At 69.6% G+C, this 17,734-nt stretch carries 13 protein-coding genes and 1 pseudogene; 4 read left to right on the top strand and 10 right to left on the bottom strand.

Annotated features, from left to right (window positions below; translation table 11 throughout):
• The 4 genes from RTO53_RS14145 to pilG form a co-directional block, all read right to left on the bottom strand.
• The coding region (locus RTO53_RS14145; protein ID WP_312238389.1) for a methyl-accepting chemotaxis protein at positions 1 to 1,729 on the bottom strand (1,729 nt) is incomplete at its 3' end.
• A gap of 43 nt (positions 1,730 to 1,772) precedes the next feature.
• Positions 1,773 to 2,303 (bottom strand): chemotaxis protein CheW, encoded by a 531-nt coding sequence (locus RTO53_RS14150; RefSeq protein ID WP_312238390.1) that lies wholly within the window; start codon positions 2,301 to 2,303, stop codon positions 1,773 to 1,775.
• On the bottom strand, positions 2,303 to 2,665 hold the full coding sequence (locus RTO53_RS14155; RefSeq protein WP_312238391.1) for a response regulator: 363 nt from the start codon (positions 2,663 to 2,665) through the stop codon (positions 2,303 to 2,305). The genes RTO53_RS14150 and RTO53_RS14155 overlap by 1 nt, the downstream gene beginning before the upstream one ends.
• Before the next feature lie 18 nt (positions 2,666 to 2,683).
• Positions 2,684 to 3,085, bottom strand: coding sequence for a twitching motility response regulator PilG (gene pilG, locus RTO53_RS14160; RefSeq protein ID WP_017356958.1), 402 nt, complete (start codon positions 3,083 to 3,085; stop codon positions 2,684 to 2,686).
• 250 nt (positions 3,086 to 3,335) lie between these two features.
• Between pilG and gshB the strand changes: the two genes are divergently transcribed.
• A complete protein-coding gene (gene gshB / locus RTO53_RS14165) occupies positions 3,336 to 4,286 on the top strand; it encodes a glutathione synthase (protein ID WP_312238392.1) in 951 nt (316 codons plus the stop codon).
• The gene (locus tag RTO53_RS14170) at positions 4,283 to 5,170 is read left to right on the top strand and encodes an energy transducer TonB (protein WP_312238393.1); all 888 of its coding nucleotides are present in this window, start codon (positions 4,283 to 4,285) and stop codon (positions 5,168 to 5,170) included. The genes gshB and RTO53_RS14170 overlap by 4 nt, the downstream gene beginning before the upstream one ends.
• A 192-nt stretch (positions 5,171 to 5,362) precedes the next feature.
• On the opposite strand, the gene tsaB is transcribed toward RTO53_RS14170, so the two are convergent.
• The 4 genes from tsaB to mrcB are packed head-to-tail and all read right to left on the bottom strand — an operon-like array spanning position 5,363 to position 11,171.
• The gene (gene tsaB / locus RTO53_RS14175; protein ID WP_312238394.1) at positions 5,363 to 6,070 is read right to left on the bottom strand and encodes a tRNA (adenosine(37)-N6)-threonylcarbamoyltransferase complex dimerization subunit type 1 TsaB; all 708 of its coding nucleotides are present in this window, start codon (positions 6,068 to 6,070) and stop codon (positions 5,363 to 5,365) included.
• A gap of 5 nt (positions 6,071 to 6,075) precedes the next feature.
• Positions 6,076 to 8,139 carry an ATP-dependent DNA helicase gene (locus RTO53_RS14180; RefSeq protein WP_312238395.1) on the bottom strand — a complete coding sequence of 688 codons (2,064 nt, stop codon included), beginning with the start codon at positions 8,137 to 8,139 and terminating at the stop codon, positions 6,076 to 6,078.
• A 37-nt stretch (positions 8,140 to 8,176) separates the two neighbouring features.
• On the bottom strand, positions 8,177 to 8,707 hold the full coding sequence (locus RTO53_RS14185) for a hypothetical protein (RefSeq protein ID WP_312238396.1): 531 nt from the start codon (positions 8,705 to 8,707) through the stop codon (positions 8,177 to 8,179).
• A 22-nt stretch (positions 8,708 to 8,729) separates the two neighbouring features.
• Positions 8,730 to 11,171 (bottom strand): penicillin-binding protein 1B, encoded by a 2,442-nt coding sequence (gene mrcB, locus RTO53_RS14190; protein WP_312238397.1) that lies wholly within the window; start codon positions 11,169 to 11,171, stop codon positions 8,730 to 8,732.
• 96 nt (positions 11,172 to 11,267) lie between these two features.
• Between mrcB and RTO53_RS14195 the strand changes: the two genes are divergently transcribed.
• Positions 11,268 to 13,367 (top strand): glycosyltransferase, encoded by a 2,100-nt coding sequence (locus RTO53_RS14195; protein ID WP_312238398.1) that lies wholly within the window; start codon positions 11,268 to 11,270, stop codon positions 13,365 to 13,367.
• A 4-nt stretch (positions 13,368 to 13,371) separates the two neighbouring features.
• On the opposite strand, the pseudogene RTO53_RS14200 reads toward RTO53_RS14195, so the two are convergent.
• A pseudogene (locus tag RTO53_RS14200) lies at positions 13,372 to 14,926 on the bottom strand (hypothetical protein); the annotation flags it as partial.
• Positions 14,927 to 14,957: 31 nt separating this feature from the next.
• Positions 14,958 to 17,138, bottom strand: coding sequence for a bifunctional (p)ppGpp synthetase/guanosine-3',5'-bis(diphosphate) 3'-pyrophosphohydrolase (locus RTO53_RS14205; RefSeq protein WP_312238399.1), 2,181 nt, complete (start codon positions 17,136 to 17,138; stop codon positions 14,958 to 14,960).
• A 126-nt stretch (positions 17,139 to 17,264) separates the two neighbouring features.
• On the opposite strand from RTO53_RS14205, the gene RTO53_RS14210 reads away from it, so the two are divergent.
• Positions 17,265 to 17,734 (top strand): hypothetical protein (locus RTO53_RS14210; protein ID WP_312238400.1); only part of this gene is annotated, 470 nt, incomplete at its 3' end.

Below are 17,734 nucleotides of genomic sequence, written 5' to 3' on the forward strand. Positions count from 1 at the left end.
CCGCCTCGTTGGTATCGGCCTGAATGGCCTGGACCAGGCCTTCGATACGCCGGGTGGCGCCGGAGGTACGTTCTGCCAGCCGCTGCACTTCGTCGGCCACCACGGCGAAACCACGACCGGCCTCACCGGCCGAGGCCGCCTGCACCGCGGCGTTCAACGCCAGGATGTTGGTCTGCTCGGAAATGTCGTTGATCAGTTCCACGATCGAGCCGATCTCCTGCGAAGATTCGCCCAGGCGCTTGATGCGCTTGGAGGTTTCCTGGATCTGGTCGCGGATCTGGTCCATGCCCTGGATGGTCTCGCGGACCACGCCGGCGCCTTCGGCGGCGATGACCACCGAGCGCTGTGCCACGTCGGCCGATTCAGCCGAGTTGCGCGACACCTGTTCGATGCTCGAGGCGATTTCGCCGATGCGGTCCGACGCCGAGGTGATCTGGTTGGCCTGGTGGCCGGCCGCTTCGGCCAGCTGCATGGCCGTGGCCTGGGTTTCCTGGGTGGACAGCGCGACCTTGGCCGAGGTGTCGTTGATCGTGGTTACCAGGTGGCGCAGTTCGTCCACGGCGTAGTTGATGGCGTCTGCGATCGCGCCGGTCATGTCCTCGGTCACCGAGGCCTTCACCGTCAGATCGCCTTCACCCAGCGAACTGATTTCGTCCAGCAACCGCATGATGGCCTGCTGGTTGCGGCTGTTGAATTCCACCTGGGTCTGGTAACGCAGGTCCTGTTCGCGCGAGCGGCTGCGCACGGTGCTGCTGACGAAGCCGATGATGGCGATCAGCGACAGCGCGCCGGAGATCACGCCCAGCCAGAAGTTCGGGAACAGGCGCGTGTCGCGTGCCGAGCCGAACGAGGAGAACGCTTCGAACAGCTTCTTGCTGTCATCCAGCATTTTGGTCGCGCCGCCGGTCAGTGCCGCCGCCGAGGACTGCGCCGAGAACAGCTGGCGCGAACTGGCCAGGATCGCATCGGCGTCCTTCTTCATGGTGTCCCACTGCTTCTGGGACTGCTCCAGCGCCGCCAGGGCGCCAGCGTTGCGGACCGGGGCGATGCCCAGCTCCTCGTTACCGTTGCGCAGCGCGTCCAGCACCTGGGTGAACACCACCGAGTCGCGGGCCAGCGCGTCGCCTGCCGCGGCGGCTCCGCCGCCACCGGCGCGCATCTCGGTCACGCGGCGGGCCATCGAGCCGACCACCACGACCTGCTGCAGCGCGTTGTACACCTGCGAGGCGGGCGCGCCACCGGCCGACATCGCGCGCACCACTTCGTTGAGCTGTGCCTGCAGTGCGGGCACGCCGTTGACGAAGTTGTTGGCGTTGCCGGCCAGGGCCAGCACGGCCGGCTCGCTGGCCACCAGCTGGGCGGCGCTCTTGCCGAGCGGCTCCCAGGTCTGGCTGAGCTGGGTGAGCGGACCGGACACGTTCGCTTCGCTGCCGTAGCGGCCCTGCAGGCTGCTCACCGTGCTTTCGATGCGGGTCTTGGTCTCCTTGAACGCGGTGAACGCCTGCGCGTTGCCCAGCACCGCTTCACGGCCCTGGTTGGCCAGCTGCTGGGACAACACCTGCAGGTCGGCCGCGCCGGTACTGGCGCCGGCCAGGCGACTGCCCTGCCAGGTGGCCACGCCGGTATTGACGCCAAACACGATCATCGACAGGGCCAGCAGGCCGAGCCAGAAATTGGTTCCCACCGACCCGAGCTTGCCGGCCTTGGCGGATTCCGAAGCAGTACTCATCGTTCAACCTCGATCTTCAATGCGGTGAGACAGGCAGCAGCGATCAGGCTGCGGCCTGCCTGAATTCGGGAGTACGCGACAACAGCGACAGCGAGAACACGCCCCAGTCGTGGCCGTCGCCGTGGAAGGCGCGGTCGATGAAATGCGCATAACGCCCACTGGCCAGGTCGCCGACGGCGATGTCCTGGTCCTGGTCGAAACTGCGCTGGCCAAACAGTTCGTCGATGGTCAGGGCGACGTCGCCGCCGGCCTGGCGCATGATCAGCACGCGCTGGCCCTCCTGCTGCACGGTGCGCTCGCCTTCCAGGAAGTACTTCAGGTCGACCACCGGGAACAGGTTGCCGCGCAGATTGCCCACGCCCAGCAGCCACGGCTGTGCGCCGGGCACCGGGGTGATCGGCGGCATCGGTACGATTTCCACCACTTCGCGGAAATCCGAGACCAGCCGGCGCTTGCCCACGCGGTAGCCGACGCCACGCCACAGATCCTGCGCGAACTGCCGTTCGGGCAGCTGCACGGCATGGGCCAAGCTGCGCCGTTCGTAGGCTTCGAGGATGTCGAAAGGAGAACGCATCAGACCACCAGCTCGTTGATCCGCGCGATCAGTTCCTCCTCGCGCGGTGGTTTGACGATGTAGTCGGCGGCCCCCTGGCGCAGCCCCCACGCCTTGTCGGTTTCCATCGCCTTGGTGCTGACGATGACCACCGGAATGTGCTTTGTCGCCGCGTCGCGTGCCATCGCGCGGGTGGCCTGGAAGCCACTCATGCCCGGCAGCACCACGTCCATCAGGACCAGCTGCGGCGACTGCTCGCGGACGAGCACCAGCCCGTCCTCGGCGTTGTCCGCTTCGAGAACCTCATGCCCGGCCTTGGTCAACCACTGCGTGAACACCGCACGGTCGGTCGGTGAATCCTCGATCAGAACGATTCGAGCCATTGTGCCTTTCCCCCCTGGTCAGGCGTTGACGTATGTGCGGATGGCACCCAGCAGTTCTTCACGCGTGAAAGGCTTGGTCAGGTACTGCTCCGAGCCGACGATGCGGCCGCGCGCCTTGTCGAACAGGCCGTCCTTGGAGGACAGCATGATCACCGGGGTCGACTTGAACAGCTGATTTCCCTTGATCAGCGCACAGGTCTGGTACCCGTCAAGACGCGGCATCATGATGTCCACGAAGATGATCTGCGGCTGTTGGTCGGCGATCTTGGCCAACGCCTCGAAACCATCGGTCGCGGTCACCACCTCGCAGCCTTCGCGCTTGAGCAGTGTTTCGGCGGTCCTGCGAATGGTCTTCGAATCATCGATGACCATGACCCTGAGCCCTGCGAGTTCCCCACCCGCAGCCATGTTTTCAGTCATTACCTTTCCCCGAGCGCGCGACGCTTCTGCTTTGGACCGGCGCCGCTGCGAAAGCGTATCTATATCGCACTTCCGGCGCAGGCTTCAAGCGTGGCCACTTCAGCCAAGCCGCAGGCGGGTCGGCGGTGACGACCGCGGCCTGTTTTGCGCAAACCGGGCCGGCCGCCGGACACTGCGTTGCACCGGTCCGGGGCAGGCAGGCGGGCGCGGTTGCGGCTACCATCATCGCCCTGCCCGTCAGGTTGCGACCATGCCGTTGAACGTCATCGTGGTGATGGACCCCATCGCCCATATCAAGATTGCCAAGGACACCACCTTCGCGATGCTGCTGGAAGCCCAGCGCCGCGGCCACGCCCTGCATTACGTCAGCCCCGGCGGGCTGGCCCTGCGCGACGGCCAGGCGGTGGCCCGCACCGCGCCGTTGCAGGTGCGCGAGGACAAGGCCGACTGGTTCAGCCTGGGCGAATTCAGCCAGACCGTATTCGGCCCCGGCCAGGTCGTGCTGATGCGCAAGGACCCGCCGGTGGATGCCGAATTCATCTACGACACCCATGTGCTCAGCGTGGCCCAGCAGGCCGGCGCGATGGTGGTCAACGACCCGCAGGGGCTGCGCGATTTCAACGAGAAGCTGGCCGCGCTGCTGTTCCCCCAGTGCTGCCCGCCGACCCTGGTCAGCCGCCGCAACGCCGACCTGAAGGCCTTTGTGCTCGAACACGGCCAGGCCGTGCTCAAGCCGCTGGACGGCATGGGCGGACGCTCGATCTTCCGCAGCGGCACCGGCGATCCCAACCTCAACGTGATCCTGGAAACCCTGACCGACGGCGAGCGCACGCTGGCCCTGGCGCAGAAGTTCATCCCGGACATCACCGCCGGCGACAAGCGCATCCTGCTGGTGGACGGCGAACCGGTGGACTACTGCCTGGCCCGGATCCCGCAGGGCGACGAGTTCCGCGGCAACCTGGCCGCCGGCGGCCGTGGCGAAGGCCGCCCGCTGAGCGAGCGCGACCGCTGGATCGCCGCCCAGGTCGGCCCGGAAATGAAGCGTCGCGGCATGCGCTTCGTCGGCCTGGACGTGATCGGCGATTACCTGACCGAGGTGAACGTCACCAGCCCGACCTGCGTGCGTGAACTGGACGCCCAGTTCGGGCTGAACATCGCCGGCACCCTGTTCGATGCGATCGAGGCCGGTCTGCCGCGATGACCGCGACGGCCGTTCCGCCGGTGCCGTTGCAGGCACGCGAGTCGCAGCGCCTGGGCGCGACCCTGGCGCTGTCGCTGCTGGTGCATGCGCTGCTGATCCTGGGCGTGGGCTTTGCGGTCAGCGACAAGGCCGCGCTGGTGCCGACGCTGGACGTGATTTTCAGCCAGACCCAGACCCCGCTCACGCCCAAGCAGGCCGACTTCCTGGCCCAGGCCAACCAGCAGGGCGGCGGCGACCACGACAAGGCGCTGCGACCACGCGACAACCAGGCCGGGATCGTGCCGCAGCCGCAGGCCGGGCTGTCGCCGGTGCCGCAGCAGCGCCAGGACGCCGCCAGCCCGCCGCCACCGCAGACCCGGGTGGTGTCCAGCCGCAACAGCACCGAGCAGGTGGCCAGCGCCCAGCCACAGCCGCTGCCCGAGCATCCGCAGCCGGAGGCACCGCTGAACGCACGCGAGCAGCGTGATGCGGAGATGGCGCGCCTGGCTGCCGAAGTGCACCTGCGCTCGGCGCAGTACGCCAAGCGCCCGAACCGCAAGTTCGTCTCGGCCAGCACCCGGGAATATGCCTACGCCAATTACCTGCGTGCCTGGGTCGACCGGGCCGAGCGCGTGGGCAACCTGAACTACCCCGACGAGGCGCGCCAGCGTCGGCTGGGGGGTCAGGTGGTGATCACCGTCGGGGTGCGCCGCGATGGCAGCGTGGAAAGCGCCCGCATCCTGCGCAGCAGCGGCACCCCGCTGCTGGATGAGGCGGCCCTGCGGGTGATCCGCCTGGCCCAGCCGTTCCCGCCCCTGCCCAAGACCGACGACGGCGTGGAGATCCTGCAGGTGACCCGGACCTGGGCGTTCCTGCCCGGCGGCACGCTGCGCGACGACCGCTGATCGGCAGCATCGCCGGACCGCGCAGCCACGCATGGCGTGGCGTTACCGCTCGCTACGCCATGTTGCCCGCAGCCACGCATGGCGTGGCTCTACCGCTCGCTGCGCCATGTTCCCCGCAGCCACGCATGGCGTGGCTCTACCGCTAGGGACGCCATGCGCCGTGCAGCCACGCCATGCGTGGCTGGGGCTTTCCTAGGACTGCTGCTTGGCGGCCCGTGCCGCCTGCTGCTCGACCAGGGTCAAGGCGACGTTGTCGCGCAGGTACGCCGGCTCCACCCGCTCCGGCGCCATGCCCTCGCCTCGCGCGAATGCCGGCACCGCCAGCGCCAGCACATCCGACGCACGCGGCAGCGCCTGCGCATCCACGCCGTCGAGCTGATCGGCGAGGCGATTGGCCAGAAGCCCCCCGGCGGCGCCGAAGCCGGTGCCCACGCCGAACCAGCGCGTGCCATCGGGCAACGTCACCGCCTCCGGCGCACACACGGTCTCTTCGCCCTGCAACCGCCACTGCCCGTCCACGCGAACCTGCCGGGCCACATACACCTCGCCCATGCGCGCATCGATGCTGCTCAGCACGTGGTCGGCATCGGCCGGTGCGCGCAGTGCCAGCACCTGCAGCGTGGAGACCGGAACCAGCGGGCGGTCCAGCGCCAGCGCAATGCCCTGCGCAATGGCGATCGCCAGGCGCACACCGGTGAACGCGCCCGGCCCACGCCCCAGCGCGATCGCATCCAACTGCGAGCGCGCCACCCCGGCCTCGGCCAGCAGCGCCTCGGCCCACGGCAGGCTCAGTTCGGCATGCCGGCGCGGGGCGATCTCGAACCGCTCCAGCACCTGCCCATCCACGTACAGGGCAACGGAGCAGGCTTCGGTGGCGGTTTCAAAGGCAAGCAGTTTCATGGCGGTCAGAACAGGGAAGTGGGGAAGTCATCAGGTGCGGCGGGTATTACGGGGGTGGTCGGCGCGGCGGCGGCGGGAACTGGCGCCGGGGGCACGTCGGCAGGCGGCCATTGTGGCGCAAAGAAGCCGCGCACATCGTCCAGTGAACGGGTGCGCCGGAACGGCGGCAGCGAATCCAGGAAGATCCGGCCGTAGCCGCGACTGAGCAGGCGCGGGTCGCACAGCACCAGCACCCCGCGGTCGGTCTCGCTGCGGATCAACCGGCCCACGCCCTGTTTCAGCGCGATCACCGCCTGCGGCAGCTGCTCATCGCGGAACGGGTTGCCGCCATCGCGGCGGATCGCGTCCAGCCGGGCCTCGAACACCGGATCGTCGGGCGCAGCGAAGGGCAGCTTGTCGATCACCACCACGCTGAGCGCGTCGCCGACCACGTCCACGCCTTCGCGGAAACTGGCCGAGCCCAGCAGCACGCCGTTGCCCGATTCGCGGAAGCGCTGCAGCAGCGTCGCGCGGGGGGCCTCGCCCTGCACGAACAACGGCCATGGGGCATCGCGCAAGGCCTCGGCCGCCTCGCGCAAGGCGCGGTGCGAGGCGAACAACAGGAATGCGCGTCCCTGCGAGGCGTCCAGCACCGGGGTGAGCGCGCGGATCAGCGCGGTGCCGAAGCCGCGCGCGGCCGGATCGGGCAGATCGGTGGGCAGGTAGCACAGCGCCTGGGTGGCCCAGTCGAACGGACTGGGCTGCAGCAGGGTCACCGGATCGTCCAGGCCCAACCGCTGGGAAACATGCTCGAAGCCGCCGTCCACGGTCAGCGTGGCCGAGGTGAATATCCACGCCGCCATCGAGCGCTGGCGATGCTCGCGCAACGGTCCGGACACATCCATCGGCGTGCGCTGGCAACGGAACCCACGCGGGGTCAGCTCGTACCACAGCACTTCCGCCGGGGCCGGCGCGTGCTCGGGGTCGGCATCGAAATCCAGCATCGGCGCGTCTTCGCCCAGCCAGCGCGACAGCCGCGACACCGCTTCCAGCGCGCGGGCGTGGCAGGCATCCAGGCCGGGCGAGGCCTCGCGCACACCCACCAGCGCGTCGCGCAGGTGCACCAGCGCGCTCATCGCCGCATCGAAGCCGTCGCGCACCTGCGGCACGGTCAACGCGCGCCACTGGGTGCCGCGCGGCGGCAACCCGTCCATCGCCGTGCGCAGGTCGCGCAGGATCTGTTCCAGCGCGGCGGCCGGCACCTGCAGCGCGGCCTGCGCGCCGGCCACGCTGCGGCTTTCGGCCAGGCAGTCGCGCGCCAGTTCCTGCCACGGGCGCATGCCGAAGCTTTCACCGAAGAAATTGGCGGCAAGCTCGGGCAGCTGGTGCGCCTCGTCGATCACGAAGGCCTGCGCGCCGGGCAGGATCTCGCCGAAGCCCTCCTGCTTGAGCGCCAGGTCGGCCAGCAGCAGGTGGTGGTTGACCACCACCACGTCGGCGGCCTGCGCACGCTGGCGCGCCTGCACCACGAAGCAGTCCTCCCAGAATGGACACTCGGTGCCCAGGCAGTTGTCGACGGTGGACGTCACCATCGGGTACAGCGGGGAATCTTCGGGGAGTGCCTCCAGCTCGGCCATGTCGCCAAAACGGGTGCGCCCCGACCAGGCCAGGATGCGCTGGAACTGGGCGACCTGTTCGGGTGACACGAAGCGGGGCTCGCCGCGCGCCTGCTGCAGACGGTAACGGCACAGGTAGTTGGCGCGGCCCTTGAGCAGCGCGCTGCTGTGGCCCACGCCGAGTGCGGCGCGTACCCGCGGCAGATCGCGATGGTAGAGCTGGTCCTGCAGCGCGCGGGTGCCGGTGGAGATGATGATCTTCAGCCCCGACAGCAGCGCCGGCACCAGGTAAGCGTAGGTCTTGCCGGTGCCGGTGCCGGCCTCGGCCAGCAACACGTCGCGCTGGTCGAAGGCCTCGGCGATGGCCACGGTCAGGCGCAGCTGTGCCGGGCGTGCGACGAAGGCATCCAGCTGGCTGGCGAGCGTACCGCCCTCGCTGAGGGCTTCGCTGCTGGCATGGGCAAGGCGGGACATGAAGGGAGTCTAGTGCCGGCCAGCGGCCGGCACGCCATCAATAACGCTTGATCCCCGGCACGGTGCAGCCTTCCAGCTGTGCGTGCGCGGAGACTGCATTCTCCTTTTCGCCACGGGCCAACCGGGACTGCTCGATGGTGGCCCAGTGACGACGGCACAGCGGGCCGGTCTTGGAACCCAGCTCCACCGCCTTGCGCGCCAGGGTTTCCGCACGCGCCCAATCGCCCTGCAGCAGCGCGATCTCGGCACGCTCCTGCAGGATCGACGGATCGCCTTCGGAGATCAGTAGGGCCTGGTTCAACGCATCGGCCGCCCCGGTCAGGTCGTTGGCCTGGCGGCGGGCCTGCGCGGTCATGCGCAGGTCTTCGATCTCGGCATCGCGCAGCGGCTGAATCGCCAGCTCCTTTTCGTCGGCCCCGGCGGCCACCGCGTCCACCGCCGCCATGCGCTGGGCCGGCGTGGTGGTGTCCACCGGCGCCTTCACCGGGGCGGCAGGGGTCACGCAGGCAGTCAGCGCCAGGCCCAGGGTGAGCAGGGATGCGGAACGGATCAGGGTACGGTAGGTCATGCGGGCCGGCCTCGTTCCGGAATTATCGCGCTGGGGAAGGGGTTGCTGCGGCAGGGGCTGGCTGCGCGGCCGGCTCGGGCTTCTTGTCCAGCCCGAACCAGCTGCGCCAGCCACCACCGCCTTCGCCATTGTTCTCACCGCCCTCGCCTTCCGGCACGGCGGTCGGTGCGGTGCACGGCGCGTACGCCGGGGCGTAGCCGACCACGAACGGGAAGCGACGCGCGCCCGGGCAGGTGGCATCGGTGCTGCCGGTGCCGCTGGCGTCCACGTACTGCCAGTCCAGGCCCTTGTTGTTGACCTTCAGCGGCGCGCTTGGCAGGCGCTGGAAAATGCTCGACCACACGCGCATCGAACCGGTGGCGCCATACAGCCCGGCCTGTTCGTTCTGGTCGTTGCCCATCCAGATCACCGCCAGATGATCGCCGGTGTAGCCGGCGTACCAGCTGTCGCGACCGTCGTTGGTGGTGCCGGTCTTGCCTGCCGGCTGCAGGCGGCCGAGGCCGTCGGCATTGAGGCGCTGCGCCGTGCCGCTGGCCACCACCTGCTGCAGGCCGATGCTGATCAGGTTGGCGGCGATCGAGTCGCCTTCCTGGGCCGGCGCGGGGCTCTTGTCGTAGCGCTTCATCAGCTTGCCCTGCGGATCGAGCACGCCACGCACCGCATGCAGTGGCTGGATCTCGCCACCGGAGGCCAGGAACTGGTACAGCTGGGCCATCGCATACGGGCTCTGGTCGGTGGAGCCCAGGATCACCGCCGGGTTGGGGTCGGCCTTGAGCCCGGCCAGCACGTGGATCAGCTGAGTGACCCGCTCCGGGCCGACCTGCATGCCCACCCGGACCGTGGCCTGGTTGTAGGAATGCGCCAGCGCATCGATCAGGCGCACCGTGCCGTGGCTGCGGTTGTCGGCGTTGCCGGGCGACCAGTTGCGGCCACGCCCCAGCTGCACCGTCACCGGCGAATCGTCCACCCAGGTGGCCAGCGAATAGCGGTCCGGCTGGGCCAGGGCAAGCAGGTACACGAACGGCTTGAGCAGCGAACCGACCGGGCGCTGCGCCTCGATGGCGCGGTTGAACCCGGGTTCGGCCACGTCGCGGCTGCCGACCACGGCCAGGACGTCGCCGTTGTGCACGTCGGTCAACACCATGCCGGCCTGCAGCTCCGGGCGCTTCTTGCTCTCCAGCGAGGTGATGGTCTTGGTGACCGCGCCTTCGGCGTAGGCCTGCGCCGACGGTGCCATGCCGGTCATCACGCTGAGGCCGGCGCCCTGCAGCACCGATTCGGGATAGTCGTGGCCGAGCTGGCGACGGACCAGGTCGACGTAGGCCGGGAAACGGTTGGCCGCGATCAGGCCCGGGGTCTTGGGCACCCCCAGCGGCGCCTTCAGCGCACGCTGGTACTCGGCGTCGTCGATCAGCTGGCTTTCGTGCAGCTTGCCCAGCACGAAGTTGCGCCGGTCCAGCGCGCGCTCGGGATTGCGGCGCGGGTCGTAATAGGACGGACCCTTGACCAGCCCGATCAGCAGCGCAACGTGCTCGGTGTTGAGCGAAGACAGATCGCGACCGAACCAGAACTCCGCGCCCGAGGACATGCCATGGATGGCCTGGCTGCCGCGCTGGCCGAGGTAGACCTGGTTGAGGTAGGCCTCCAGGATGGTGCGCTTGTCGTACCGCGCTTCCATGATCAGCGCGTACAGCACCTCGTTGAACTTGCGGGTAACCGTCTGTTCCTTGCCGATCCCGAGCAGGCCGCTGCGTGCCAGCTGCTGGGTCAGGGTGGACGCGCCCTGGCGGCTCTGGCCGCCGGATCGGAGGGTCACCCAGATCGCGCGGGCGATGCCGCTCAGGTCGATGCCGTGGTGGCGGTTGAAGTCCTTGTCCTCCACCGCCTGCAGGCCGGTGACCAGCAGCTCGGGGGTCTCCTCGATGCGCACCAACCGGCGTTCTTCCTGCTTCTGGCCATACAGCGTGGCGATCCGCGCCGGGTCCAGCCGCGCGGCCTTGAGCGCCTTGCGGCTGTCGGCATCGCGCAGCGAGGCGATCTCGCCGCCGGACAGGCTCAACTCCACGCGGCGCGGGGCGACCCGGCCATCGACGTCGTTGTAGCCACGGCTGGCGATGACAAAGCGACCGCCTTCCTGGCTGTAGGTCGCCGCAGACTTGCCGGTGCCGTCATCGCGGTAAGCGGCAGCGGCCAGCTCGGTCTTGAGCGTGGCCGCATCCATCGCCACGCCCGGCGCCAGCGCCAATGGGCGCGCATAGACCCGGGTCGGGATCTGCCAGCGCAGCTCGCCGAAGCGCTGGGTCACCTGTTTGTTCAGGTACACCGTATAGGGAATCAGGAACCCCAGTGCCAGCGCGAACGCCGCCATGCCCCAGGTGATCAACCGGCGTCGCCACAGCGGACCGCGGCTTTCGGTGTCGTCTTCGAACTCGTCGATGTCGTCGGAATCGTAGCGTCGGGGCACGGGGATGCGAGAATATGAATTCCGGCGAGTCTAACGCAGCCACCGCGAGCGGCGCGTTCTCCCGGGTTCCCCCGCTTAAGCTGGAGTTGCAACGGGATGTCGATGTCCTTGGCCGATGCACGCTATTTCCTGAACCGCATGCTCGGTCTGTTCCACCGCAGCCTGGCCAGCCTGCGCACCCGGGGCTGGCGCGCCACCTGGCAGCGCATCCGCGTGCATACCCAGAGCCTGCCGCCGCCGCGCCGCGCGCCGCTGTACCAGCCCGCCGCCCTGCCCTTCGCGCCGTTCAGCGTGCCCGAAAGTCACGCGCCGGTGGTCAGCATCATCATTCCGGTCTACAACCAGGCCGCGCATACCCTGGCCTGCCTGCGCGCCCTCGCCGCGCACCCGCCGGAAGTGGCCTGCGAGATCCTCGTGGTGGATGACGGCAGCAGCGACCAGACCAGCGAGTGGATGCGCCAGATCCACGGGCTCCGTTACGAGGTCCGCGCGCGCAACGGCGGCTTCATCGAGGCCTGCAATGACGGCGTGGCGCGTTCGCGCGGCCGCTATGTGGTGCTGCTCAACAACGACACCGTGCCGCAGCCCGGCTGGCTGGATGCGTTGCTGGCCACGTTCGTGCAGGTGCCGCAGGCCGGCCTGGTCGGCGCGCAGCTGTTGTATCCGGACGGGCGCCTGCAGGAATCGGGCGGAGTGGTCTTCCAGGACGGCAGCGGCTGGAGTTACGGCCGCTTCGAATCGGCCGAGGATCCGCGCTACACCGCCCTGCGCGATGCCGATTACTGCTCTGGCGCCGCGCTGATGATCCCGCGCGCGCTGTGGGATCAGCTCGGCGGCCTGGATACCCGCTACCGCCCGGCCTATTACGAAGACACCGACCTGGCCTTCGCCGTGCGCGCCGCCGGCCGTCGCGTGCTGGTGCAGCCGGCCAGCCGCGTGGTGCATGACGAAGGCACCAGCAACGGCACCGACACCGGCAGCGGGGTCAAGGCCTACCAGGTGCGCAACCGCAGCGTCTTCGCCGACAAATGGGCGCAGGCGCTGCGCGCGCAGCCGCCGGTCGGCAGCGTGCCCTCGCCCGCGCTGCTGCATCGCGGCCAGCGCCAGGTGCTGATCCTGGACGAAGCGGTGCCGCAGCCGGACCGCGATTCCGGCTCGCTGCGCCAGTACAACCTGATCCGCATGCTGATCGACGGCGGTGCCCACGTGGTGTTCGTCCCGACCCGCCGCGAACAGGCCGGCGCGCCCACCGAGGCGCTGCAGCGGCTGGGCGTGGAGGTCTGGTATGCGCCGTTCCTGCAGGGCATCGGGCCGTGGCTGCGCGAACACGGGCCGCGCTTTGCGGTGGTGATGATGGTGCGCCACCACGTCGCCAGCGAATGCCTGCCGCTGCTGCGCAGCTACGCGCCCCAGGCGCGCACCGTGTTCGATACCGTGGACCTGCACTACCTGCGCGAACGCCGTGGCGCCGAACTGGCCGGCAACGCCGGGCTGCTGCGCGATGCCGAGCGCACCCGCGCGCGCGAACTGGCGGTGATGGCCGCCAGCGATGTCACCGTGCTGGTCAGTGCGGCCGAGCGCGAGCAGTTGAAGACCGATGCACCGGGGCTGGAAGTGGAACTGATCTCCAACCTGCACGAAGTCGCGCCCGGCGGCGGCGACTGGGCCGACCGCCACGACCTGGTGTTCGTCGGCGGCTTCCGCCATCCACCGAACGTGGATGCCATGCACTGGTTCATCGGCGAGGTGTTCGGGTTGATCCGCGCGCAGTTGCCGCAGGTCCGCTTCCACTGCATCGGTGCCGATGTTCCCGACGCGCTGCGGACGTTGGCAGCCACCCGGCCGGGCGTGGAGATCCACGGTTTCGTGCCGGTGGTGACGCCCTACATGGACCAGGTCCGCATCGCGGTGGCGCCGCTGCGCTTCGGCGCCGGGGTCAAGGGCAAGATCAACCTGAGCATGGCCCACGGCCAGCCGGTCGTGGCCACCACTTGCGCGGTCGAGGGCATGCACCTGCAGGATGGGGAGGATGTACTGGTGGCCGACGATGCCGCCGCGTTCGCCGCCGCCGTGGTGCGCCTGTACCAGGATCCGGCGCTGTGGCAACGCCTGTCGAGCGCAGGGCGACGCAACGTGGCCGCGCATTTCTCGCTGGAAACCGCGCGCGACACCGTGCAGCGGGTGTTCCTGGACTGAGGCCTCAGCCCGGGCCGCCCGCATTGCGCAGGCGCTGCTCGAACTCGGCCAGTTCGGCCAGGTCCGGCTGCCAGTGCCGGGCCTGCGCCAAGGCCTGCTGCGCGAATGCCAGGTCGCCCGCGCCAAGCCGCTCGCTGCCGATGGCCAACCAACGCTGGGCCAACCGGCGACGCGCCGCCGACAGTGCCGCCTCGCCCGGTGCCAGGGTCTGCCACGCCTCCAGGCAGGCGCCCGCCGCCTGCACCCGGTTCTCGCGCAGTCGATCTTCGACGCAGCTGCGGCTGGCCGGCAACAATCGTTGCGCCGCCGCGCGCACGCGCGGGTCATAGGCCGCCAGCGCCTGCGCTTCACGCAGCGCGTCATATGCACTGCGTCCGGGCGGCGACAGGAACTGGCCGCGCGCTTCGGCATCGACGATCCGCGCCAGCAGCGCGCGCAGACGCCGCTCGCGTTGCGCCCGCGGCGCGCCCGGCGTCTTCAGCGCCTGCTCGGCCTGGCGCGCCTGCGCCAATACCTGTCGGGCCGCGCCGAGAGCACGCTCGGTTGCGCCCAGCGCCTGCGCCGCGGCGAGCGCGCGGTCGGCCTGTTCGAAGCGGAAATCGCCTGCCAGACGGGTCGCGTTGGCCAACTGCGCGTCGATCACGTGCTGCAGCCCCTGGCGCGCCACCGGGTCCTCCGGTGCGGCGGCCAGCACCGCCTGGAAGTCGGCTGCGGCGCTGTCCCAGCGTTGCCGCCGCAGCGCCTGCGTCGCCTGCCGCAGGCGCGCCTCGAGGGCATTGTTCAGCGCTTCCTGGGTGACGGGCAGATCGACATGCCCGGGGTCGTAGCGACGCGCGCTGTCCAGCAGCGCCGATGCCCGCGCCAGATCGCCGCGCGCGCAGGCATCGCGCGCCTGCTGCAACAGATCGGACAAGGCATCCTCGCGGCCCTCGAGCGCGCGCAACTGGTTCGGCGCCACCGCCAGCACCTGCTGGAACAGCGGCAACGCGCTGTCCTGATCCCCATCCAGGCGCTGGGCCTGCAACGCCGCCTCGGCGCGCCCCAATAGCACCGCGATGCCGGCATGGGCGTTGCCGCGCCGGGCCAACCGCTGCGCAAGCTGCTCGGCGTCGCGTTGCGGCACCTGCAGCTCGCGCGCCAGCGCAAGCCCACGCTGCGCCGCCGCGACATCGCCGCGGTCGAGCGCGTCGCGTGCCTGCTGCAGCGCCGCCTGGGCGGTCCGCGCCAACCCGGTGCGGGCCTCGTTGCGATCGCCATCCAGCGCCAGGGCAGCCTGGTACAACTCGCGCGCGCCGCTGCCATCGGCCCCACTCAGGCGACCGGCGGCCAGCGCGCGGTCGCCCTGGTCGAGCAACTGTTCGATCTGCGGCTCGTTCCAGAACCAGGTGGCCAGTGGGCCGCGCAGCATCACCAAAGCGATGAACAGCAACACGGCGCTCGGCAGTACCCAGCGCCAGACACGCCGCGCATGGCGCGCCTGCAGCCACCACCAGCGACCCTCACGGCGCACCCTGCGCAGCGCGGCATGCGCGGCGTCCTCGTGGTCGGAAGGGTGGCTCATTCCGTGAGCCTAGCGCGGGTCACGTGAGGTCAGCCTAGACGTCGCGCTTCGCTTACCCCGGGCAGGGCATCCAGCTTGCCCAGCAAGGTGGAAAGCTGGCCATAGTCGCTGACCTTCAGCCGTAGCCGCAGGTGCGCGCGGCCACTGTTGCGCACGTTGTCGCTGTGGATATCCAGCACGTAGGCGTCTTCCTGCGCGATCAGGTTGGTGATGTCCTTGAGCAGCCAGCGCCGGTCGACCGCATCGACCACCACGTCCACTTCATAGCCGCTGCCCGCCTGGCCCCACTCCACCGGCAGGATCCGCTGCGGGCTGGTGGCCGCCAGCCGCGCCAGCGCGGCGCAGTCGGTACGGTGCACGGTCACCCCGCGGGTGCGGGTGAGGTAGCCGACGATCGGTTCGCCGGCCACCGGCTGGCAGCAGCGCGCCAGCTGCACCAGCAGGTTGCCCACGCCCTGGACCGTGAATTTGGATTTGCCCAGGCTGTCGCGGCGCGCGGTCGGCCGTGGCAGCGCCGGTGCGGCCGGCTGGCTGGCCGCACGCTCGGCCTCGAGCAGCGCGCGGCTGACCTGGTTGGGTCCGGTGTCGCCCAGCGCGACCTGGATATACAGGTCATCGATGCTGTCGGCATGGAATTTCTTCGCCGCGATGGCCAGGTCGGCGTGCTGCAGGCCGAGGCGCTTGAGTTCGCGGTCGAGCAGGTCGCGCCCGGCCTGCACGTTGCGCGCGCGGTCGAGCTTGTGAAACCAGCCGCGCACCTTCTCGCGCGAGCGGTTGCTGGCCAGGTAGCCATTGGAGACCAGCAGCCAGTCACGACGCGGATCGGCCTCCTTGCCGGTCAGGATTTCCACGCGGTCGCCGCTGCGCAGCCGGTAGGTCAGCGGCACGATACGGCCGTTGACCTTGGCGCCGCGGCAGCGGTGCCCGACCATGGTGTGCACGTGGTAAGCGAAATCCAGCGGGGTGGCGCCCTGCGGCAGGTCCATCACTTCGTCCTTGGGACTCAGTGCGTAGACCCGGTCTTCGGTCAGCTCGGCATCCAGCGCACCGGCCAGTTCGCCGGCCTGACCCTCCTGGGAATGCTCCAGCAGCTGGCGCATCCAGGTGATCTTGCGGTCGAAGGCCTTTTCCGCGCCCTTGCTGCCTTCCTTGTAGCGCCAGTGCGCAGCCACGCCGAGTTCGGCCTGGGCGTGCATGTCATGGCTGCGGATCTGCACTTCGATGGTGCGGCCTTCCGGGCCGATCACCGCAGTATGCAGCGAGCGGTAGTCATTCGCCTTGGGCCGGGCGATGTAATCGTCGAACTCGCTGGGCACCGGCGCCCACAGCGAATGCACCACGCCCAGCGCGGCGTAGCAGGCGGCCACGTCCTGCACCATCACCCGCACCGCGCGGATGTCATAGAGCTGCTCGAAGGCCAGCTTCTTTTTCTGCATCTTCCGCCAGATGCTGTAGATGTGCTTCGGGCGGCCGCTGACCTCGGCGCTGATGCCCTGCGCCAGCAGCTCGCGCGAGAGCACCTTCTTGACCGTTTCCACGTAGCGCTCGCGCGCCAGCCGGGTCTCGTCCACTTCGCGCGCGATGCGCCGGTAGGTCTCCGGTTCCAGGTGGCGGAAGGCCAGGTCTTCCAGTTCCCACTTCAACTGCCAGATGCCCAGCCGGTTGGCCAGCGGGGCGTGGATGTCGCGGGTCAGCTGGGCCAGCGCGCGGCGCTCTTCCTCGGGCAGGCGGTCGGCACCGCGCATGCGCGCCAGCTGCCGCGCCAGCAGCACCGGCACCACCCGCAGGTCCTGGATGATCGACAGCAGCAGCCGGCGCAGGCCTTCGCTGTTGCGCCCGGCATCGCGCCCGGCGTGCAGCGCCCAGACCTGGTCGGCCGCGTCCTGGCCTTCCAGCAGGCCGACCACGGCCGGCTTCAGGGTGCCCAGCGGCAGGGCGTCCAGGCCGGCGCGCAGCCACGGCAGGTCGAACAGCAGCGCGGCCAGCAAGGCGCTCTCATCGGCCGACAACAGGGCCAGCGCATCCAGGGTATCGGCCAGCACCGACCAGCTGGTCTGCATCTGCGGGTCGGCCTCGGGCAGCTGCCAGCGCTGCAGCAGCGCCTCGCGCAGGGCAGGCGGCAGCGACGCTGCCGAGGGGCGGTTCAACAAGGCATCCAGGCCGGGGACAGAAGCGCGGTTCACAGCATCGTGCAGGCAAGACAGAGGCATCTACACTAGCGCCGCGACCGCCCGCGAACAATCAAAACGCGCACATCGCCGCGCATGAGCTCATGCCGCACGTCCCCCGAGCGCCGCCGCTGGCCCTACACTGCGGCAAACCACCGGAGACCTGCCATGCGCTTTTCCCGTCTACGCTTGTTGGCCAGTGCGGCCGTCCTGTTGAGCATCACCGGCCCCGCGCTGGCACAGCGCGTGGTCGAGGGCGACCTGCAGCAGCAGATGTCGCCGGCCGAATTCAAGGCCGCCGGGCTGGACAAGCTCAGCCCGACCGAACTGGCCGCCCTCAATGGCTGGCTGCAGGGCAAGGTGGCTGCGGCCACCGCCGAGGTGCGCGAACAGGTCCGCGAGCAGGCCCGCGAAGAAGGCCGCCAGGAAGTGATCGTCAAGAACCGCGGCTTCTTCGACTTCGGCAGCAAGGAACCGATCACCACCACCCTGGCCGGCGAATTCACCGGCTTCGGCAAGGGCCGCAAATACGTGTTCGCCAACGCGCAGGAATGGGAACAGAGCGATGACACGGCGTTGTCGGGCGTGCGCAAGGCCAACCCCGGCGTGTCGATCACCCCCGGCGTGGCCGGCGTCTG

Origin of the sequence: Stenotrophomonas sp. (genome assembly GCF_031995405.1) — a bacterium.
Taxonomy (GTDB): domain Bacteria; phylum Pseudomonadota; class Gammaproteobacteria; order Xanthomonadales; family Xanthomonadaceae; genus Stenotrophomonas.